The following is a 19,345-nucleotide window of genomic DNA, read 5'->3' as shown; positions in this document are numbered from 1 at the left end:
AGGGCGCCGGCGGCCGCGGCCGGCTCTTCGATTTGCGATCGGCGCAGCCGCAGCGAATTGGCGATCACGCTCACCGATGAGAGCGCCATGGCGGCGGCGGCGATCGTCGGCGACAGCAGCAGGCCGAAAGCAGGATAGAGCGCGCCCGCGGCGATGGGCACGCCGGCGGCGTTGTAGAAAAAGGCGAAGAAAAGATTTTCGCGAATGTTGCGCATCGTCGCGGCCGAGAGGCGCCGGCCGCGGACGATGCCCCGCAGATCGCCCTTCAGCAAGGTGACGCCGGCGCTCTCGATCGCGACATCGGTCCCCGTCCCCATAGCGATCCCGACATCGGCGGCGGCGAGGGCCGGAGCGTCGTTGACGCCGTCGCCCGCCATGGCGACGACGCGGCCGGCCGCCCTCAGCCGGCTCACCACCTTGCTCTTGTCCTCGGGCAGAATCTCGGCTTCGACCTCGTCGATGCCGAGCCGCTTCGCCACCGCCCGAGCGGTCGTCCAATTGTCGCCGGTCAGCATGACGACATGCACGCCATCCTTCCGCAGCGCCTGCAGGGCCGCGAGCGTCGTCTCCTTGACCGGATCGGCGATGCCGATCACGCCGGCGACAGCGCCGTCCATGGCGACGAAAATCGCCGTGGCGCCGTCTTTCCTGAGCTGCTCGGCTTCCGCATCGGCGGCGCCGGCGTCGATCCCGATCTCGTCCAGGAAACGGCGATTGCCGATGGCGAGCGATCGGCCCTCGACCACGCCCGTCACGCCCTTGCCGACCGGTGAATCGAAATCCGTCGCCTCGGAGAGCGCGAGCCCGCGCGCCAGCGCCGATTGCACGATGGCCTGCGCCAGCGGATGCTCGCTCGCGCGTTCGAGGCTCGCGGCCAGGCGCAGGAGATCCTTTTCGGCGAGCCCCGCTGTCGGGTGGATGGCGATCACCTGCGGCTTGCCTTCCGTCAGCGTGCCGGTCTTGTCGACGACCAGCGTGTCGATCTTCTCGAAGCGCTCCAGCGCCTCGGCGTTCTTGATGAGCACGCCGCTCTGCGCGCCGCGTCCGACGCCGACCATGATCGACATGGGCGTCGCGAGGCCGAGCGCGCAGGGGCAGGCGATGATGAGGACGGAGACCGCGGCGACGAGGCCATAGGCCATGCCCGGCTCCGGTCCCCACACGGCCCAGGCGATGAAGGCGAGAATGGCGACGCCGATGACGGCCGGCACGAACCAGCCGGAGACCTGATCGGCGAGGCGCTGGATCGGCGCTCGGCTGCGCTGCGCTGCGGCGACCATGTCGACGATGCGCGCGAGCATCGTGTCGCTGCCGACCTTGTCGGCGCGCATGACGAAGCCGCCGCTCTGGTTGAGCGCGCCGCCGATGACCTTGTCGCCGGCGGCCTTGGCCACCGGCAGAGACTCGCCCGTGACCAGGGATTCGTCGACCGAGCTGCGGCCGTCGATGAGCTCGCCGTCGACGGGAATCTTTTCTCCGGGCCGCACGCGGAGTCGATCTCCGACCGCGACATCCTCGAGCGGAATATCCTCGTCCGAGCCATCGGCCGCGACGCGGCGCGCGGATTTCGGCGCGAGATCGAGCAAGGCGCGAATCGCGCCGCCAGTCTGCTCTCGCGCGCGCAGCTCCAGCATCTGGCCGAGCAGCACGAGAACGGTGATGACGGCGGCGGCCTCGAAATAGATCGGGACCGAGCCATCCGCATTGCGGAAGGCCGCGGGAATCAGCGACGGCGCGACAGTCGCGAGCGCGCTATAGGCAAAGGCCACTCCCGTGCCCATGGCGATGAGCGTGAACATGTTGAGATTGCGCGTGACGAGCGACCGCGCCGCCCGCGCGAAGAAGGGCGCGCCGGCCCACAGCACCACCGGCGTCGCCAGAGCGAACTGAATCCAGTTGGAGGTCTGCGGCGGAATGAAATGATGAAGGCCGAAGAAATGCCCGCCCATTTCCAGAACGACGCCCGGAACGGCGAGAGCGAGGCCGATCCAGAACCGCCGCGTCATGTCGACGAGCTCCGGGCTCGGTCCCGTCTCGACGCTCGCGAGGACGGGCTCGAGCGTCATTCCGCAGATCGGACAATTGCCGGGCTGTGGCCGGCGGATCTGCGGATGCATCGGACATGTGTAGATCGCGTCCGGGCGAAAGCTTCGCCCGGCGCCTTCTCCGAGCGTGATCCCCGCCGAAGCAGGCGCATGCTCCTCTCGCGAGTGGCGATGGGCGCGCTCATGGGCCATGGGAGAACCCTTCAGAGACAATGGGGCGCGGATCGCCTCATTCGGAACGGGGGCATCGATCGGAAAGCCAGAGATGGGAATATAGAGGCGGAAATCGCCGCGTTCGACCACCATGTCGCCGAGGCATAGCGGCCGAGGCCGAACCGCTCGCCGACTGAGCCTATGGCGCCTATCGAATAGCCTTGCCGGCATGAGCGAGCTAACGTCGCTCGTGAGTGATTCGGTGGCTGGAGTATGAATCCCCTGCGACCGAGGCTTCTCTATGTCGTGGCGAGCACAAACGTCCGCCGCTGAGCTGCGGTCGCTATTTGCGTCCTTCCTTTATATTCTCGAGAAGGTCGGCGCTGTTTCATTGATTGTCGGAACAGTTCATAGCTGCGCGCCAACTCCGCTGCCCTTTGTCGCCCCAGAACCATTTGACGCCGGCGCACCCGCGCCCATTACATATTATCGGTCTACGATCGGCTCTTACGTCAGCCAACGGCCGGTCCGACCGGGTTCCTGGAGAGAGCAAAATGCTCGGGTGACCCGATCATCGGGTCATGGGCGTGACGGCGGCTCGGAGCATGAGCATTGAGTCGGCTCCGACGCTTTCCGTCGATGTTGCGACGGCGTCGGCTCGGCTCGAGGATTCGAGCTGGCGCAGCATTGCTCTCTGCCATTACGCTCTCCGCCTGCGTCGGCTTTTCGGACGATGGCGGCATGAGCATTGTCGCGAGCGTCGCCGGCAGCCAGCTCGAAAAGGACGTGCTGGCGATCCGCACCCCGGAGGACGCTGCGCAGGCTCGAGCTCGAGTCGAGCTTCTGCTCTCGCGGGCGCTCACCGCCGACTCCGCGGTGCAAATCGCTCTGCTCAACAATCGCGGGCTCCAAGCGGCGTATAACGCCTTGGGCTCGGCGGAAGCGACGATGGTGAAAGCGATCCTTCCGCCAAACCCGAGCTTTTCCATTTCGCGGATTGCCGGACCGCTGAAATTGGAGCTCGAGGCGATCATCGCCGCCGATATTCTCGCATTGGCGACTTTGCCCGCGCGGACCGAGATCGCCGCGGATCGATTCCATCAGGCGCAGCTGCGCGCGGCCGAGGAAACACTCCGGCTCGCAGCCCGCGCGCGGAGGGACTATTATCGCGCTGTCGCTGCGCGGGAGCTCGTCGATTTTCTCGCCAAGGCGAATTCGACGGCCGAAGCGGCGGCGCAGCTCGCCAGAGCATTGGGCGAAACCGGCGCGATGAACAAGCTCGATCAGGCGCGCGAGCAAGTGTTCTACGCCGATCTCACGGCTCAGCTCGCGAAGGCTCGCCAGCGCGCGATCGCCGAGCGCGAGCAGCTGATCCGCTCGCTGGGCTTGTGGGGCGACGATCTCGATTTCAAGCTTCCCGCCGCCTTGCCGGCGCCGCCCTCTCGTCCACAAAACATGCCCATGGTCGAGCAGGAAGCGGTGGCGCGTCGCCCCGATCTTTTCGTCGCAGGCATAGAACTCGACGCGCTCGCAAAATCGTATGGGCTCGTCGGAGCGACCCGCTTCGTCAATGTCTTCCAACTGTCCGGCATCTACAAGGACACGCGAGAAACCGTCACCAGCGTTTCGAGCGACGGGACGATCGACACCGAGAATGTTCGATTCAGGGTTGCTGGCCCAGGCGCCACGATCGAGATTCCGATTTTCGATCTCGGCGAGGCGCGCACGCGCGAAGCGGAGCAGAACTACATGCAGGCGTTCAATCGCCTGGCGGCAAAAGCGGTCGACATTCGTTCGGAAGCACGATTGGCGTATCGCGCCTATCGCTCGACGTGGGACATAGCAAATCATTATCAGCGCGAGATCTTGCCGCTGCGCAAGATCATAGTGGATGAAAGCCTGCTGCGCTACAATGCGATGCTGATCGACGTCTTCCCACTGCTCGCCGAGGTGCGCCAGAGGATATTGGCGAGGATTGCGTCGATCGAAGCCAAGCGCGATTTCTGGCTCGCCAGCACCGACCTTCGAGCCGCGGTCATCGGCGGCGCCGAAGCGCGAGTCGAGGAGACGTCCGGATCACGGACGGAGGCGATAGGACAATAGCGAATGAGCGGAGGCAAACAATGATGTCTCGAAGGAGCTTCGTCGGCGCCGCGGCTGGATTTGTGAGCGTCGCCGCTCTCAGCGGACGCGCGCAGTCGGCGAGCATACCGGAGGCTCATTATGCGACGAGCGCGGCGACGCAGCCTCCGTTGCCTCCCTCGAATGGTCCCGAATACCGACCCGTCGTGACCTTGAACGGGTGGAGCTTGCCCTGGCGCATGAACGAGGGCGTCAAAGAGTTTCATCTCGTCACGGAAGCCGTCGTGCGTGAGTTCGCGCCCGGAATGAAGGTGCATCTTTGGGGCTATAACGGTCAATCGCCGGGTCCGACCATAGAGGCGGTCGAAGGCGAAAAAATCCGCATTTTCGTGACGAACAAGTTGCCGGAACCCACCTCGATCCACTGGCATGGAATCTTGCTGCCGAATGGCATGGATGGCGTGGCCGGCGTCACGCAGCCTCATATTCCGCCAGGCAAGACCTTCGTCTATGAATTCGAGCTGAAGACGAGCGGGACGTTCATGTACCACACGCATTCGGACGAAATGGTGCAGATGGCGATGGGCTTGATGGGAATGATCGTCGTTCATCCGCGCGATCCCGAGCAGCACAGGGTCGATCGCGATTTCGCGTTCATGTTGGCCACCTATGACGTCGATCCCGGAACCTATGTGCCCAAGGTCGTGGAGATGACGAACTTCAATATGTGGACATTCAATAACCGGGTCTTTCCCGGCATCGACCCGCTCGTCGTGCGCTTGAACGATCGCGTGCGCGTGCGGATGGCGAATCTCAGCATGACAAATCATCCGATTCACCTGCATGGCCACCATTTCGTCGTCACGGGCACGGATGGGGGCTGGATTCCTCGATCTGCTCAAATGCCCGAATCGACCGTCGACGTCCCTGTCGGAACGATTCGCGCCTTCGAGCTCGTCGCGAACAACCCGGGTGATTGGGCTTTGCATTGCCACAAGTCGCATCACACGATGAACGCGATGGGCCATGATTTGAGAACTTTCATCGGAGTGAAGCAGAGCCCCCGCATTGTGGAGGCCATCACCAAATTGGTTCCGGATTACATGCCCATGGGTTCGTCCGGGATGGGCGAGATGGGGGCGATGCACATGCCTGGGCCGAACAACGCGCTTCCCATGATGACGGGAACGGGCCAATTTGGACCTATCGAAATGGGCGGCATGTTCACGCTCATGAAGATCCGAGAGGGTCTGGCGCGCGACGACTATAAAGACCCGGGTCCATATGAGTTCCCGGAGGGGACCGTCGCTCATGAGGTCCAGGGTCGCCCTAAAGATGCGCCGCGGGATGATGGAGTGAAGAAAACGAAGAGCCCGAAAGCGCAACCTTCCAAACATGATCAGCATGAGCATCATTGAAATATGAAAATAGGCGAGCTGATGGGCAAGACAGTGTCGGCTTGCAGCAGCGGAGCTCTATTTCGGCAGTGGGCCAGAAGCTGCTGATGCGCAGCGCGTATCAAGGATGCGCTTCGGGCGACTAAAATCGTGGCGGCCGCTTGGACGCGCCGGGGGGGGGGGGGGGGGGCGACCCGCACGTAGCTCAAATCCGTCTCCTGGCGGGCTCGAGCTCGACACGAGGGGAAATCCGTCAACGAGACGTTTCTTCTCTTTCGACAAGCACGTCGATGAGATCGCCGCCGTCCGTGGCGGAGGTCCAGGCGCGCGCCCCGTTCGACGCGCGCCTGCCTATCCTCGTCAAGGGATTTTTATATTGGTCACTATGAAACCCCATCGCAAAGCGGCCGCGCGGCCGGCCGCGAGCGCTCGACCGGGACGAGGCGCTGGAGACGGCGCTCCAGCTGTTCTGGCGTCGTGGCTATGAGGGGACTTCGATCGCTGACCTGACCGCAGCCATGGGGGTGACGCCGCCGAGTCTCTACACCGTCTTCGGCAGCAAGGAGCAACTCTACCGGGAGGCGCTCGACCGCTACGGCGCCACCCTACGGCTCCTTCGCCCAGCGCGCGCTAGCCGAAGAGCCGAGCGCCCGGCTCGCGGTCGAACGTATTCTGCATGGGGCGATCGAGGTCTACGCGGAGGGGCCGGCGCCGGCAGGCTGCATGCTGGCGAGCGGCGCGGTAGCGTGCGCGCCCGAGCACGCTTCGGTGGCGGCGGATGTTGCAAGGCGAAGGCTAGCGACGATCGCGGCGATCAAGGCGCGCTTCGATCGCGCAGCCAGCGAGGGCGAACTCGCGCCGTCGACCGATACGCAGGCCCTCGCCTCTTACTATGCCGCCGTTGTGCAGGGGCTGTCGATCCAGGCCCGCGATGGCGTCAGCCGGAAGATCCTCGACGCATTGGCGGACGTCGCTCTCTCGGCATGGCCGGGCTCGCGGGCGGATCAACCAGCGCAAGGTCCATGAGGGACCGGCAGCGCCCGACTATGGCAATTGATCGAAATCGAAGTCCCCGAACTGGCCGCATAGTCGTCCCAAAGTCGGTTGCGAGGGTCGTTTCGAGCGGCGCAACGCCGGCGCCCTCACCTCGGCGAGAAGACGGCTCTCAGCGGCGGGTCGAGCTTTGAACGGAGGCGCGGTCTCGGCGACGGCGGCTTTTCGTCGTCATGAGATCGAACGCCCCAAGAAACGCATCCACCATGGCGTTCAGCCGATCCGCGCCGACGCCGTCCCGGGCCTGCACCGACAAGCCGTGAAGCATCGTGGCGCAACAGTCGCCGAGCGCCGCCTCGTCGACATGCTCCGCGATCTCTCCGGTGTGTTTCGCCCGCCGTAGTCGATCGATGATCGACTGTGTTCTCGCCTTGCGGTGCTCGGACAGCCAAGCACCCAGAGCGGCGTTCTCCCGCGCGCAGTTGGTCGCGGCGGTGACGACCATGCAGCCTCTCTGCCCTTTCGTATAGAGCTCGATAGCCGCCCGGAACATGTCGTCCAAGGCGGAGCGAATGTCCTTTGCCTCGGACAGGGCGCGGTCGGCGAAACCGCCTTCGTTTGCTTCATAGAGCTCGATCGCCTCGCGGAACAAAGCCTCCTTCGAGCCGAAGGCCGCATAGATGCGCGCCGAAGCGATCCCCAGAGCCGCCACCAGATCGGACATCGACGCGCCCTCGTAACCCCGCGCCCAAAAGAGGTCGCGAGCCTTTGCGAGGGCCAAATCTCTGTCGAATTCCCTGGGTCTGCCGGCCATGCGATCTCGCTATTCTTGATCGACCCACAAATAATCGGCTTGACATCGGCTCGCAAGCGCGCATTCTTTGTTGGTCAACAAACAATGGTGGCGCGATGAAAACGATCAAGGGTCCGAGCATCCATTTGGCGCAGTTCAGCGATGCGCGAAAGCCTTTCGACACTCTGGCCGCCATCGCCGGCTGGGCGAGCGAACTCGGCTTCGAGGCCCTGCAAATTCCGGCGTGGGATCGTCGCTTGTTCGATGTCGCCGAGGCTGCCGAGAGCCAGACCTATTGCGAAGAGATTGCAGGAATTCTGGCCGAGCGCGGACTCGTCGTCAGCGAGCTGACGACCCACATTTTCGGTCAGCTGGTCGCCGTGCATCCGGCCTATGACGCGATGTGCGACGCTTTCGTCCCCGAGCAGATACGCGGAAACGCCGCCGCGCGAAGCGAATGGGCGCTGCGACGACTCGAGCTCGCGGCCAAGGCCTCGCGCCGGCTCGGGCTGACCGCTATGGGAACATTTTCGGGCTCGTTCCTCTGGCCTTATTTCTTCCCCTTCCCGCAGCGTCCGGAGGGATTGGTCGAAGCCGCTTTCGACGAGCTGGCCCGACGATGGATGCCCGTCCTCGACGCCTGCGACGAGCAGGGAATCGACCTCTGCTATGAACTTCACCCGAGCGAGGATCTGCATGACGGCGTCAGCTTCGAGATGCTGCTCGCGCGTGTCGGCGGGCATGGTCGATGCCGGCTCCTCTACGATCCCAGCCATTTCGTTTTGCAGCAGCTCAAATATCTCGACTTCATCGACATCTACCACGATCGGATCGGCATGTTCCATGTCAAGGACGCGGAGTTCAATCCGACCGGACGTCAAGGCGTCTATGGCGGTTATCGGCCGTGGATCGAGCGGGCGGGACGCTTCCGATCATTGGGCGATGGGCAGATCGACTTTCGCTCGATCTTCTCGAAGCTCGCCCAATATGATTTCGGCGGCTGGGCCACGCTCGAATGGGAGTGCTGCCTAAAAGATAGCGAAGATGGCGCGCGCGAAGGCGCGGCCTTTATTCGCGACCACACGATAAGGGTCACGGAAAAAATCTTCGACGATTTCGCGGGAACGCCCCTGAGCGCGGCTCGGACGAAGGCGATCCTCGGCATCTCCTGAGCCTGTTTCGAGGACATTCATCATGACGAAGGCGATCATGCCGGACGCTGCGTCCGAGGGCTTTGCGCATCAGTATATCCGCGTGGACGAGCAGAGAATTCACTGCTCTGTTCTCGGCGATGGCGAGCCGGTTCTCTTGATCCCGGGTTGGCCGCAAACCTGGTACGCATGGCGCCACACGATGGCGGCGCTGGCCGAAAGCGGCTTTCGAGCTATCGCCGTCGATCCGATCGGCGCGGGACATTCCGCCCGGCCGGATCATGGCTATGACACGGGCTCCGCGGCGCGCGCACTGCACCGGCTGATGATCCAGTTCGGCTATGACCGCTACCGCGTCGCCGGGCATGATGTGGGAATGTGAGTCGGATATGCGCTGGCGAGCGATTACCCGGAGGCGGTGGAGAGGATTGCGCTGACCGAAGCCGTTATCCCGGGCCTCGCCCCTGCCCCGCCGATCTTCGTTCCGCCGTCGGACAATATTTTCCTTTGGCATTTCATGTTCAATCAGGTCCTGGACCTGCCGGAGTTCCTCACCTCCGGTCGCGAGAAGGAATACCTGAACTTCATGTTCGACAAATGGTCCCACCGACGGGATCGCGTCGCCGCGGACGTCTACGCCGCCGCTTATGGAACGCCGGGCGGCATGCGGGCGGGCTTCGCCTATTACCGCGCCATTCCCGAAACGATTCGTCAAAATCGCGAGCGCGCGAACAGGGCGCTGACCATGCCGGTCCTCGCGATCGGCTCCGAATATGCGACCGCGGATGCGCCGCTGGAGACGCTTCGCCCGCATGCGAGAAATCTGCGGGGCGACATCGTGCGCGACTGCGGCCATTTCATCATGGAAGAGCGCCCGGACGAATTCAATGCGCAGCTCGTTCCTTTCTTTCTCGAGGGGCTCGCCTGATGGCCATCGACCCAGACATCGCCGCATTGCTGGCGCGCCCGCCCGCCGCGCAAGCGGCTTCTCTCGACAGTCTTCGTTCCGATGTCGACCGCGCACTGATGTCGATGCAGGGCGCGCTCGAAGCCGTCGATCGAATCGACGATCTCATTGTCGAAGGGGGCGACCCCTCTGTCGTCGTCCCGGTTCGGGCCTATCGGCCCGCCGGAGCGAAGAAAAATGAAAAGCAGCCGGCGATCGTCTTCGCCCATGCCGGCGGATGGCGCCTCTGCTCGCTGCAGGCTTACGACAATCCATGCCGCGCCCTCGCCAATGCGACAGGCTGCGTGGTCTTTTCGGTCGGCTACCGGCTGGCTCCGGAGCACCCCTATCCTACTCCTCTCGAAGATGTCTATCGCGCTCTTTGCTGGATCGCGGACCGCGCCGACCAATTGGCGATCGACGGGCATCGCATCGCCATCGCCGGCGACAGCGCCGGCGGAAATCTGGCCGCCGCCGCCGCGCTGCTGGCGAGAGACCGCCACGGCCCTTCGATCGCGCATCAGCTCCTCATCTATCCGGCCGTGGACACCGATCTCGACACGCCTTCATACGCGCAATTCGGCGACGGCTATTATCTGACGCGCGACATGATGAGGCTTTGCTGGGAGGACTATCTCGGAGGCCGACTGTCCGCGCCCCCCGTTTACGCGGCGCCGTTGCGGGCGAATCTCTCCGGCTTGCCGTCGGCGACGATCATGGTCAACGAATTCGATCCGCTGCGCAGCGAAGGCGAAGCCTATGCGCGCAAGCTCCGAGACGCCGGCGCGCCCGCCGAGCTCATTCTCCTCGAGGGCATGGTCCACGCCTGCATGCACATGCTCGGCGTGGCGCCGGCGGCAGGGGCTCTTTTTATCCAAGCCGGTCGGGCAATCCGCCAGAGATTCGGCCTCGATCCGCGTTGAGCGGCCGTTTCGATCAACGACGTCGGCGCAAGCACATTCGAAAGCAAGAAACGGATAGCGGAAGGCGCTCGAGCATGCTCGAAACGATCGATGCTTCACGCGGAGTCCGAACATGAAAACAATATCGGCGTCGACAGTCTTTGCGCTGGCCATACCCATGGGTGGATTTTCGGCGGCAGAATCCTCGCTCTTGCAAAGCGGACGTTACGAAGTCGCCGTGGCTCTCGAGCTCCCGCATCTCGTCGACGCCGCCGCGCGAAAAACGGCGACGATCTGCATCGACCCCGATAATACGCCTTCGTACGGGCTCGAGGCTCTGAGCGACAGCAATCCGCTGGCGAAATGTTCGCCGAGAAATTCCCGCCTCGTCGACAAGACGCTGACCTTCGACATCGTCTGCGCGGGACCGGACGCGGCTCGCGCTCTGGCGACCTATCGATTTACGTCCGATCGCCAAGTCTTCGGAGGCCAAATCGCAATGACGATGGGCGGCAAGAACATGACCATGACCGAGACGCAGCTCGGCCGTCGGATCGGCGATTGCATCGCCTCTGACGTCCCTCGTCGATGAACGTCATCGCACGCTTCGAACGAGTCCGCGCATCGTGTCGCGATCTCGCGGCCGGCTCGAGCATCCCCATCTTTTGAAAGCAATGACCGGGATGCGCGAGGGTGAGGGAAAGGCTAAATCATGCGTCGAAACCAATTCCGAGGATCCCGGAAATGACATCGACGCTTCGAATGTCCCGACATGACAAAGACGCCGCGGCCGAGGACGCGCGATGGAAAGCCGTCACGGCGCGAGATCGCAGCTATGACGGCACTTTCTTCTATTCCGTCGCGTCCACCGGCGTCTACTGCCGGCCGTCCTGTCCCGCGCGCCTCGCCAAGCGCGCCAATGTGCGGTTCCACGACACGCCGGCCGAGGCGGAGGCCGCCGGCTATCGGCCCTGCAAGCGTTGCCGTCCGAACGAGGCTTCGCTCGAGGCGCGACAAGCCGACAGCATAGCACACGCCTGCCGCCTGATCGAAGCAGCCGAGGAACCGCCGAAACTCGATGCTTTGGCGCGCGGCGTCGGCCTCAGCGCCTACCACTTTCACCGGCTCTTCAAGGCTGTCACCGGCCTCACCCCGAAGACCTATGCGGTCGCCCACCGGGGCAAGCGCGTTCGCGAGACGCTCGGGACGAGCGCATCCGTGACCGAAGCCATCTATAATTCCGGCTTCAACTCCAGCGGCCGCTTCTACGCGGAATCCGTCCGCGCGCTCGGCATGACGCCGAGCGCTTTTCGAAACGGCGGAGCGAAGGCCGCGATCAAATTCGCCGTCGGCGAATGCTCTTTCGGCGCCATTCTGGTCGCCGCGAGCGACAAGGGCGTCTGCGCCATTTCGTTCGGCGACGATCCGGACGCGCTCGCGCGCGACCTGCAAGACAGATTTCCGCGGGCGCGGCTGATCGGCGGCGACGCCGATTTCGAGCGGCTGGTCGCGAAGGTCGTCGGCTTCGTGGAAGAACCGAGAATCGGGTTGGACCTGCCTCTCGATATTCGAGGAACGGCGTTCCAGCATCGCGTATGGGCGGCGCTGCGGGATATTCCGCCAGGTGCCACGGTCAGCTACGCCGAGCTCGCCGAACGCATCGGCGCGCCGAGGGGGGCGCGCGCCGTCGCCGGAGCCTGCGCCGCCAACAAAATCGCCGTGGCGATCCCTTGCCATCGCGTCGTACGCAACGACGGCGCCCTCTCCGGCTATCGCTGGGGCGTCGAACGCAAACGCCTCCTCCTCGATCGGGAATCACAACCGTGAACGCTCTCGTATCGTTACCGCTGTCAGAACGAATTGCGGCGCGGCGTTCGGAGCAAATCGACTGGGCGCAGGTCGAGAACGACTTGGACGCGAACGGCTTCGCTGTCATCGGGGAACTCCTCACCGAGACGGAATGCCGGGACCTCGCGCGCCTCTATTCCTCGGACGAGGGTTTTCGCAGCCGCGTCGTCATGGAGAGGCACGGCTTCGGGCGCGGCGAATATAAATATTTTTCGTATCCGCTGCCGCCGCTGATCGCCGATTTGCGAAGCGCGATCTACCCGCGGCTCGCGAGCATCGCCAGCCGCTGGGCTCGACTGTCGGGCTCCGAGGAGCGCTATGACGACGATCACGCGGGGTTTCTGGAGCGCTGCCATCAGGCAGGCCAGACGCGTCCGACGCCCTTGTTGCTGGACTATGGTCCCGGCGATTTCAATCGCCTTCATCAGGACATCTACGGCGATCTGGTATTTCCTCTGCAAGTCGCCGTCCTGCTGTCGCGGCCCGGAGAGGATTTCACGGGAGGCGCATTCGTCCTGACCGAGCAACGACCACGCATGCAATCGAAGGCGACCGTCGTCCCGCTGCGGCGAGGCGACGCCGTCGTCTTCCCCGTGCGTGACCGTCCGGCGCCGGGCGCGCGCGGCTACACCCGCGTGACCATGCGTCACGGCGTGAGCGACGTGCGCGCCGGACGACGGCGCACGCTCGGCCTCATCTTCCACGACGCTCGATGACGCGACGGCGATGAAGGATCTCTTCGATAGTTTGGACACAAGAGGAGGGCCGGAGTTCCTCGGCCCGGGCGCCATGGTTCTGCGCGGCTTCGCGCTGGAGGCGGAATCGGTCCTGCTCGACGCCTTGCGACAGATCGCGTCGGTCGCACCGTTTCGGCATATGACGACGCCGGGCGGTCATTCTATGTCGACGGGTATGACAAATTGCGGCGCTGTCGGCTGGGTCTCTGACCTGCGCGGCTATCGATATGAGCGATGCGATCCGCTGAGCGGCGCGCCATGGCCGCGCATGCCGAAGGTCTTCACCGAAGTTGCGACGGCGGCGGCGGCCTTCGCCGGCTATGACGGCTTTACGCCCGACGCCTGCCTGATCAATCTATATGAGCCAGGCGCGCGGCTGACCCTCCACCAGGACAAGAACGAGCGGGACTTCGCCGCGCCGATCGCGACGGTGTCGCTGGGACTCCCCGCCCAATTCCAGTTCGGTGGCCTGCGGCGCGCCGGCCCCATCTCTCGCACGATTCTGCGACACGGCGATGTTTGCGTATGGGGCGGCCCGTCCCGGCTCGCCTATCACGCGATCGATCCCGTCAAGAAAGGCGACCACCCGGCGACCGGCCGCTGCCGCGTGAGCCTGACGTTTCGCAAAGCGATGTGAGGCCTGTGCGATGTGGCGAGCCGTCTGGGCGTTCATTGCGTCCATTCGGTGGTCCGCTTCGCGCATGGCAACTGCCGTTCAGAAGATCACACTGTCGTCCTCGCGCGACATCCCTTTTAACAAGCTCGTCCTCTCCCAGGCGAATGAACGACGGGTGAAGGCCGGCGTCTCGATCGAGGAGCTCGCCGAGGACATCGCGCGGCGCACCCTGCTCCAGAGCCTGAACGTCCGCCCCGTGCTCGACGCCGATGGCGCCGAGACCGGCATGTTCGAAATTCCCGCGGGCGGCCGCCGCTATCGAGCGCTCGAGCTTTTGGTCAAACAGAAGCGGCTCGCCAAAACGGCGCTCGTCCCCTGCGTCGTCCGGGATCCCGCGAGCGACGTCCTCGCAGAAGACGACTCGCTCGCCGAGAATCTCCAGCGTGCGCCGCTGCATCCGCTCGATCAGTTCCGCGCCTTTCAGGCGATGCGGGCCAAGGGCAAATCCGAGGAGGACATCGCCGCGGCCTTTTTCATCGGCGTCAATGTCGTGAAGCAGCGCCTGCGGCTGACCAGCGTGTCGGAGAAGCTCCTCGGCATCTATGCCGAAGACGGAATGTCGCTGGAGCAGTTGATGGCTTTCACCGTCTCGTCGGACCATGCTCGCCAGGAGCAAATCTGGGCGGCGCTGGAAAAATCGTGGTCGAAAGAGCCTTACCAGATCCGGCGCATGCTGACGGAAAAAGCCGTGCGCGCCGCCGATCGGCGAGCCGTCTTCGTCGGCCTCGACGCCTATGAAGCGGCAGGCGGACTCGTCATGCGCGACCTGTTCCAGCACGACGACGGCGGTTGGCTGGAAAATGTCGCGTTGCTCGACAGCCTCGTCATCGAGAAGTTGAAAGCGGCGGCCGAATCCGTCGCCGCCGAGGGCTGGAAATGGGTCGAGGTCGCGGTCTCGTTTCCGTTCGGACATACGAATGGGCTGAGAGAACTCGTCGGCGCCCCTGTGGAGCTGACCGACGACGAGCAGGCGACGATCGATTCGCTCGAGGCCGAACATCAGAGCCTGGAAACCGAATATGAAAGAGTGGACGAACTGCCGGAGGATGTGGACCGGCGCCTGGGCGAGATCGAAACGGCGCTCGCCGAGCTGCAAAATCGACCGCGGAGCTTCGACCCGACCGAGGTCGCGCGCGCTGGAGCGTTCGTCAGCATCGACGCCGAAGGTCTTCTATCTGTCGATCGCGGCTATGTGCGGCCCGAGGACGAGCCGCCCACACATGAGGAGAGCACGAACGAGGATGCGGGCGCCGGCGAATTCTCACCGGCCATTGCTCCCGCGACGCAGCACGCCGTAATCACCATCGAAGGCCGCCCGGTCGAGTCGGAAGAAGATGAAACCGATGCGCTCACGCCATTACCCGAGCGGCTGATGATCGAGCTGACGGCGCACAGAACATTGGCGCTGCAGAACGCCGTCGCGAATAATCCGAATGTCGCCATCACGGCGCTCCTGCATAAGCTCGTCGCCGACACCTTCCATTATGCGTCGACTTCGGCCGCCGGCTTGGAAATTTCCTTGCGGCAGATCTCCTTTCCGATCCAGCCCACGGATCTGAAGAACAGCGCCAGCTCACATGCGATCACGGAGCGGCAGGACGCGTGGAAATCGAGCATTCCCAGAGACGACCAAGAACTCTGGGATTGGCTCGTCGGCCTCGACGACACGCGCCGCCTCGCGCTGCTCGCGCATTGCGTCAGCCATGGCGTCAATGCCCTCCATGAGAAGGCGGACCGCTATGGCGGCGGCGCGGTCACGGCGCATTCGGTGCAGCAGCGCCTGAAGAATGCCGACCGGCTCGCTCGAGCGGTCGGCTTGAACATGGTCGACGCCGGTTGGAAGCCGACCGTCGACAATTATCTCGGTCGCGTGCCGAAGCGACGAATCCTGGACGCCGTCCGCGAGGCCAAGGGCGAGCGGGCCGTCCAGCTCATCGAACATCTGAAAAAGGGCGAGATGGCGGTCGAAGCCGAACGCCTGCTCGCTGACTCCGGCTGGCTTCCGGAGCCTTTGCTGCTCGATGACGGTGTGCAGGCCGAGCTCTCGGCAGGCGACGCGACCGAGGAATCCGAAGAGTTGCCTGAGTTTCTCTCGGACGATGAAGCAGCCGAGAGCGCCGATTCCGATTGCGGATGAATGATCTTTTCGGCGGAGCGCTGCAAAGCGCTCCGCCATTTTTCATGCCGGCGATCGAGAGCTCCATCATCGAGCGCATGTGACCCCGCCATCATGCGATCCCGATGACCTGCTCGTACGCGGCCCGTTGGAGACGCCGGGAGAGGAAGAGTTTGGCCGGGAGGGAGGCGAGCGCCAGCCGACGCTCGAACGTCTCGGGCTCCTCATCGATCCGCGCGACCTCGAGATTGTCGCGATATCGATCGACAAAGGCGGAAACGATTCGGTCGCTGCATTCTCGAGGAACATCGGTGTTCGTCGCTTGCGGCCCTTTCTGGACCCCGACGGACTCATCGCGGTCCGTGCCGGACAAGCTTCCTCATCGCCCATTCTTCCTGCGGCGTATCTGCGCGCATGTCCGACGAGGGGCAGCGGCAGAAGTCCGTCGAGAGCTTGTTGGCCAGCGACTGACGCAGCCGAGAGACCGAAAGGCAACGCCAAGCGGTAGCTCGGCTTTATTCCCAACATGTACGGCGCCATGGCGAACGAGCCGGCTCTGCTCGAGGCCTATTCCACGACCTACGCCGCCTTTCGACGCGACGCCGGCTTCACGCCGATCGAGCAGGAGCTGATATTCCTCGTCACCAGCCGCGCGAACGGCTGTCACTATTGCATGGCGGCGCACAGCTTCGTCGCGGATAGAATGTCGAAGGTTCCGACCGAAGTGACGGACGCCATACGCGACGGCCGCGCGATCCCCGATTCCAGGCTGCAGGCGTTCGCGACATTCACGCATGTCATGGTGGAGACGCGTGGTCGCCCGAGCGAGGCCGCCGTGCGGGAGTTTCTCGCCGCCGGTTACAGCGAGAAGAACATTCTCGGCGTCATTCTCGCGATCGGCGTGAAGACCTGGTCGAATTATACCAATCATCTCTTCCACACGCCGGACGACGACGTCTTCGCGTCTCGCGTGTGGAAACAAGCCGCCTGATTTCGCAAAGGCGAAAGGCGCCGGGGCGCAACGAGCGGCCGGGCGCCGCTTCTCAACAGCACGCGTCTGCGCCCCGGCTCCGATCGACGGAGCCCGTGAAGGGAATGTTCGTGCCGCAGCCGGGAAAAATGCCGAAATGCGTCGAGAAGTCGCCGAGGAAATCGAAATAGGGAGCGAAGCGGCTCTCCTTCAGCATGCGCCAGCTATTGCCGCAGACGGGGAAGAGCCGGCCCTTCTCGATCACATGATGGCTGTCGAGCGTGAAGCGGTGCGGCGTTTCCGCAACGCCGCCTCTATAGATCACCGCTTGGCCGTAATCCTCGCATGCAGGCTCGAGGCTTTCGATCTTGAACAGACGATAGGTCGCCGAATAGAAGCGCGCCGCGCCGATCTTTTCCTCGATCTCGGAATCGGTGATCTCCAGCGGCCGGCTGGCGGCGAGGCGTGGATCGCCGAAGCCGGCGGCTTTGGCGAGCGCCAGAAAATCGCCCCAATAGAGAGCGCCGCCGAGGCATTCTCCATAAACGACGGGATCGTCGCGCAAAGCTTCGTCGAGGCGCCTGTCGGCGTAGACATCGGCAAAATAGAACTCGCCACCCGGCTTCAAGAGATCGAACGCTCCTCTCAAGACTGCGGGCTTGTCGATCGAGAGATTGACGACGCAATTGGAGACGATGACGTCGAAGCTCGCCGGCTCGAGGCCGAGCGCGTCGAGCCTCTCGATATAGCCGTGCAGAAAGCGCACATTATTGCGCGCGTAGCCGAATCTTTCCCTGTGCCACTCGATATGCGCCGTTGCGGTCTCGAGCTGCTCCGGCGTCATGTCGACGCCAACGACCTCGCCCGAGGGACCGACGAGCTGCGATATGAGATAGACATCGCGCCCGGAGCCGCAGCCGAGATCGAGAACGCGCCGGCCTCTCAGCTCCTCGGGAGCGACCAGTCCGCATCCGTAATATTTCGTCAGAACCTCATCGTGGATATTCGACAGCAGCGCCTTCACCCGCGTGGGCATGCTGTCGGGCGTGCAGCAGGCCATGGTCTTGAGATCGCCCGAGCTGCGCAGAGTCTTTCCGTAATAGTCCTTGACGGCTTCTATGTTCATGAATTTGGTCCCTTCAGATCGGCGGTTCGCGATCGTCCCGCCGGCAGCTTGCAAAAGCCTTGTGAGGGAACATCGAGCGCCGCGTTGAATTTCGAGGAAAGATTTTGAAAGGCGACGAGGCCGGTCAATTCCACGATCGCATCGTCGTTCCAATGCTCTTTCACTCTGGCGCGCAGTTCGTCGCTGACGCCCGGCTCGGTCAATGTCATCGCCTCGGCATATTCCAGCGCGAGCCGTTCGTCGGGAGCGAACAGCGGGCTATCGCGCCAGTCCGCGAGCGCGTCGATCTTCTCCATCGCGACGCCGCGCTTCTCCAATGTCGCGGAGTTGATGTCGACGCAAAAGGCGCAATGGTTGATCTGCGAGACGCGCACCGTCACCAATGAGCGCAGCGCCGGCGACAGGGGGGACGATCTCCGGTTCAAGGCTCCGTAGAGCAGCGCCACGGACGCAAACACCGAGGGCGAGCGCCCCCACAGCAAGCCCGGATCGAGAACACGTCCGTAGGTCAGCTTCTGCTTCCAGAAGAAGAGACGAATAAACCAGGGATAGCGGGAGATCGGCTTGGCTTCGACGATTGGCACGAGGAGTCTCCGTTCGAAAGGGAGGGCGCTGAATGCAGCATGCGCTCGACCGCGTTGGTCATTGCTGTCTTTCCCGCAGTCGCCGCAGAATCACGGGCAGCATCGACAGAGCGCCGAGTCCGAGGAGACCGGCGATCAATGTGGGGCTGAACACGTCTTCCAGCCGCACGTCTGCGCCGGCGTCGAATATGTCGCCGAGACTCGCTCCGAACGCCGTATAGACCAAAGTGCCGGGCACGATGCCGATCGCGGTGGCCGCGACGAAGGGCTCGAGGCGCATTCCCAGCAGCGCGGACGCCAAATTGACGGCCCAGAATGGAAACACGGGAACGAGGCGAAGGAACAGCAGATAGTTGAAAGCGTCCTTACGAAAGCCGTCGGCCATGCGCGCGAGAAAAGGCCCGGCACGCTTGCGCAGGATGTCACCGGCGGCGGTGCGGGCGATGAGGAACAGCAGGGTCGCGCCAGCGGTCGCGCCGACGACGGTCAATGTCGCCCCGAGCGCCACGCCGAACAGAAAGCCGCCCGCGAGCGTCATGATCGCCGCACCCGGCAGCGAGAGCGCGACAACTCCGACATAAGCGAGCACATAGGCGCACGCGGCGGCGACGCTGTGCGATCCGACGAGCTCCGACAGCGCGGCGCGATTGTCGCGCAAGGCGTCGAGCGTGAGATATTGGTCCACGCGCAAATAGAAAGCCGCCGCGATCAGCGCCGCGAGCGCGAGCAGAGGGACCAGTCGTCGCTCGAGGCTCATCCGAAAGCTCCGAGAAAACGGACGAGCGCGCGCATCCGCGCCGAAAACAGCGCAGGGGTGAAATAGCCG

General features: G+C 63.8%; 19 protein-coding genes and 1 pseudogene. 14 read left to right on the top strand and 6 right to left on the bottom strand.

Going from position 1 to position 19,345, the window contains the following annotated elements:
* Nucleotides 1–2,237 (bottom strand): copper-translocating P-type ATPase (locus K3F48_RS21895; RefSeq protein ID WP_222577567.1); only part of this gene is annotated, 2,237 nt, incomplete at its 3' end.
* A gap of 600 nt (nt 2,238–2,837) precedes the next feature.
* Between K3F48_RS21895 and K3F48_RS21890 the strand changes: the two genes are divergently transcribed.
* From K3F48_RS21890 to K3F48_RS24615, 4 genes and pseudogenes are all read left to right on the top strand, one after another.
* A complete protein-coding gene (locus K3F48_RS21890; protein WP_222577566.1) occupies nt 2,838–4,301 on the top strand; it encodes a TolC family protein in 1,464 nt (487 codons plus the stop codon).
* Nucleotides 4,302–4,321: 20 nt separating this feature from the next.
* Nucleotides 4,322–5,698: a multicopper oxidase family protein gene (locus K3F48_RS21885; RefSeq protein ID WP_222577565.1), complete on the top strand. Its 1,377-nt coding sequence runs from the start codon at nt 4,322–4,324 to the stop codon at nt 5,696–5,698.
* Between the two features lie 374 nt (nt 5,699–6,072).
* Nucleotides 6,073–6,201 (top strand): annotated as a pseudogene (locus K3F48_RS25045) (TetR family transcriptional regulator); the annotation flags it as partial.
* A gap of 199 nt (nt 6,202–6,400) precedes the next feature.
* The gene (locus tag K3F48_RS24615; RefSeq protein WP_255609585.1) at nt 6,401–6,703 is read left to right on the top strand and encodes a hypothetical protein; all 303 of its coding nucleotides are present in this window, start codon (nt 6,401–6,403) and stop codon (nt 6,701–6,703) included.
* 139 nt (nt 6,704–6,842) lie between these two features.
* Here the strand turns inward: K3F48_RS24615 and K3F48_RS21875 are convergent, their stop codons facing one another.
* The gene (locus K3F48_RS21875) at nt 6,843–7,484 is read right to left on the bottom strand and encodes a TetR/AcrR family transcriptional regulator (RefSeq protein ID WP_222577564.1); all 642 of its coding nucleotides are present in this window, start codon (nt 7,482–7,484) and stop codon (nt 6,843–6,845) included.
* Nucleotides 7,485–7,579: 95 nt separating this feature from the next.
* On the opposite strand from K3F48_RS21875, the gene K3F48_RS21870 reads away from it, so the two are divergent.
* The 9 genes from K3F48_RS21870 to K3F48_RS21830 all read left to right on the top strand — a co-directional run bounded on the left by K3F48_RS21870 (nt 7,580) and on the right by K3F48_RS21830 (nt 15,860).
* The gene (locus K3F48_RS21870; protein WP_222577563.1) at nt 7,580–8,635 is read left to right on the top strand and encodes a sugar phosphate isomerase/epimerase; all 1,056 of its coding nucleotides are present in this window, start codon (nt 7,580–7,582) and stop codon (nt 8,633–8,635) included.
* A gap of 22 nt (nt 8,636–8,657) precedes the next feature.
* Nucleotides 8,658–8,996, top strand: a complete 339-nt coding sequence (locus K3F48_RS21865) for an alpha/beta fold hydrolase (RefSeq protein WP_222577562.1) — start codon at nt 8,658–8,660, stop codon at nt 8,994–8,996.
* Between the two features lie 36 nt (nt 8,997–9,032).
* On the top strand, nt 9,033–9,542 hold the full coding sequence (locus K3F48_RS21860; RefSeq protein WP_222577561.1) for an alpha/beta fold hydrolase: 510 nt from the start codon (nt 9,033–9,035) through the stop codon (nt 9,540–9,542).
* Complete coding sequence (locus tag K3F48_RS21855; RefSeq protein ID WP_222577560.1) at nt 9,542–10,483, top strand: alpha/beta hydrolase; 942 nt, start codon at nt 9,542–9,544, stop codon at nt 10,481–10,483. The genes K3F48_RS21860 and K3F48_RS21855 overlap by 1 nt, the downstream gene beginning before the upstream one ends.
* A gap of 112 nt (nt 10,484–10,595) precedes the next feature.
* Complete coding sequence (locus K3F48_RS21850; RefSeq protein ID WP_370631469.1) at nt 10,596–11,054, top strand: DUF3617 domain-containing protein; 459 nt, start codon at nt 10,596–10,598, stop codon at nt 11,052–11,054.
* 170 nt (nt 11,055–11,224) lie between these two features.
* Nucleotides 11,225–12,289 carry a bifunctional DNA-binding transcriptional regulator/O6-methylguanine-DNA methyltransferase Ada gene (ada, locus tag K3F48_RS21845; protein WP_255609584.1) on the top strand — a complete coding sequence of 355 codons (1,065 nt, stop codon included), beginning with the start codon at nt 11,225–11,227 and terminating at the stop codon, nt 12,287–12,289.
* Nucleotides 12,286–13,026, top strand: coding sequence for a 2OG-Fe(II) oxygenase (locus K3F48_RS21840; protein ID WP_222577558.1), 741 nt, complete (start codon nt 12,286–12,288; stop codon nt 13,024–13,026). The genes ada and K3F48_RS21840 overlap by 4 nt, the downstream gene beginning before the upstream one ends.
* 10 nt (nt 13,027–13,036) lie before the next feature.
* Nucleotides 13,037–13,684 carry a DNA oxidative demethylase AlkB gene (alkB, locus tag K3F48_RS21835; protein WP_222577557.1) on the top strand — a complete coding sequence of 216 codons (648 nt, stop codon included), beginning with the start codon at nt 13,037–13,039 and terminating at the stop codon, nt 13,682–13,684.
* Nucleotides 13,685–13,748: 64 nt separating this feature from the next.
* On the top strand, nt 13,749–15,860 hold the full coding sequence (locus K3F48_RS21830) for a ParB/RepB/Spo0J family partition protein (RefSeq protein WP_222577556.1): 2,112 nt from the start codon (nt 13,749–13,751) through the stop codon (nt 15,858–15,860).
* Nucleotides 15,861–15,951: 91 nt separating this feature from the next.
* On the opposite strand, the gene K3F48_RS21825 is transcribed toward K3F48_RS21830, so the two are convergent.
* A complete protein-coding gene (locus K3F48_RS21825; RefSeq protein ID WP_222577555.1) occupies nt 15,952–16,212 on the bottom strand; it encodes a hypothetical protein in 261 nt (86 codons plus the stop codon).
* Nucleotides 16,213–16,377: 165 nt separating this feature from the next.
* Between K3F48_RS21825 and K3F48_RS21820 the strand changes: the two genes are divergently transcribed.
* Complete coding sequence (locus K3F48_RS21820) at nt 16,378–16,830, top strand: carboxymuconolactone decarboxylase family protein (protein ID WP_222577554.1); 453 nt, start codon at nt 16,378–16,380, stop codon at nt 16,828–16,830.
* Between the two features lie 52 nt (nt 16,831–16,882).
* Here K3F48_RS21820 and K3F48_RS21815 read toward each other — a convergent pair whose 3' ends face one another.
* Genes K3F48_RS21815 through K3F48_RS21805 form a run of 3 tightly spaced genes read right to left on the bottom strand, consistent with a single transcriptional unit; the run spans nt 16,883 to nt 19,276 of the window.
* Nucleotides 16,883–17,935 (bottom strand): methyltransferase domain-containing protein, encoded by a 1,053-nt coding sequence (locus K3F48_RS21815; protein WP_222577553.1) that lies wholly within the window; start codon nt 17,933–17,935, stop codon nt 16,883–16,885.
* Nucleotides 17,932–18,519 (bottom strand): carboxymuconolactone decarboxylase family protein, encoded by a 588-nt coding sequence (locus K3F48_RS21810; RefSeq protein ID WP_222577552.1) that lies wholly within the window; start codon nt 18,517–18,519, stop codon nt 17,932–17,934. The genes K3F48_RS21815 and K3F48_RS21810 overlap by 4 nt, the downstream gene beginning before the upstream one ends.
* Nucleotides 18,520–18,577: 58 nt before the next feature.
* Nucleotides 18,578–19,276, bottom strand: a complete 699-nt coding sequence (locus K3F48_RS21805) for a TVP38/TMEM64 family protein (RefSeq protein WP_222577551.1) — start codon at nt 19,274–19,276, stop codon at nt 18,578–18,580.
* Nucleotides 19,277–19,345: the final 69 nt, after the last annotated feature.

This window comes from Methylosinus sp. Sm6 (genome assembly GCF_019802345.1).
GTDB lineage: Bacteria > Pseudomonadota > Alphaproteobacteria > Rhizobiales > Beijerinckiaceae > Methylosinus.
Note: the sequence above shows the minus strand (reverse complement) of the source record. Positions and strands in the feature narration are given on the sequence as shown.

Coding starts and splice junctions, on each gene's coding strand:
- K3F48_RS21890 (WP_222577566.1), top strand. CDS start 2,838: ATGTTGCGACGGCGTCGGCTCGGCTCGAGGATTCGAGCTGGCGCAGCA.
- K3F48_RS21885 (WP_222577565.1), top strand. CDS start 4,322: ATGATGTCTCGAAGGAGCTTCGTCGGCGCCGCGGCTGGATTTGTGAGC.
- K3F48_RS24615 (WP_255609585.1), top strand. CDS start 6,401: ATGCTGGCGAGCGGCGCGGTAGCGTGCGCGCCCGAGCACGCTTCGGTG.
- K3F48_RS21875 (WP_222577564.1), bottom strand. CDS start 7,484: ATGGCCGGCAGACCCAGGGAATTCGACAGAGATTTGGCCCTCGCAAAG.
- K3F48_RS21870 (WP_222577563.1), top strand. CDS start 7,580: ATGAAAACGATCAAGGGTCCGAGCATCCATTTGGCGCAGTTCAGCGAT.
- K3F48_RS21865 (WP_222577562.1), top strand. CDS start 8,658: ATGACGAAGGCGATCATGCCGGACGCTGCGTCCGAGGGCTTTGCGCAT.
- K3F48_RS21855 (WP_222577560.1), top strand. CDS start 9,542: ATGGCCATCGACCCAGACATCGCCGCATTGCTGGCGCGCCCGCCCGCC.
- K3F48_RS21850 (WP_370631469.1), top strand. CDS start 10,596: ATGAAAACAATATCGGCGTCGACAGTCTTTGCGCTGGCCATACCCATG.
- ada (WP_255609584.1), top strand. CDS start 11,225: ATGTCCCGACATGACAAAGACGCCGCGGCCGAGGACGCGCGATGGAAA.
- alkB (WP_222577557.1), top strand. CDS start 13,037: ATGAAGGATCTCTTCGATAGTTTGGACACAAGAGGAGGGCCGGAGTTC.
- K3F48_RS21830 (WP_222577556.1), top strand. CDS start 13,749: ATGGCAACTGCCGTTCAGAAGATCACACTGTCGTCCTCGCGCGACATC.
- K3F48_RS21820 (WP_222577554.1), top strand. CDS start 16,378: ATGGCGAACGAGCCGGCTCTGCTCGAGGCCTATTCCACGACCTACGCC.
- K3F48_RS21815 (WP_222577553.1), bottom strand. CDS start 17,935: ATGAACATAGAAGCCGTCAAGGACTATTACGGAAAGACTCTGCGCAGC.
- K3F48_RS21805 (WP_222577551.1), bottom strand. CDS start 19,276: ATGAGCCTCGAGCGACGACTGGTCCCTCTGCTCGCGCTCGCGGCGCTG.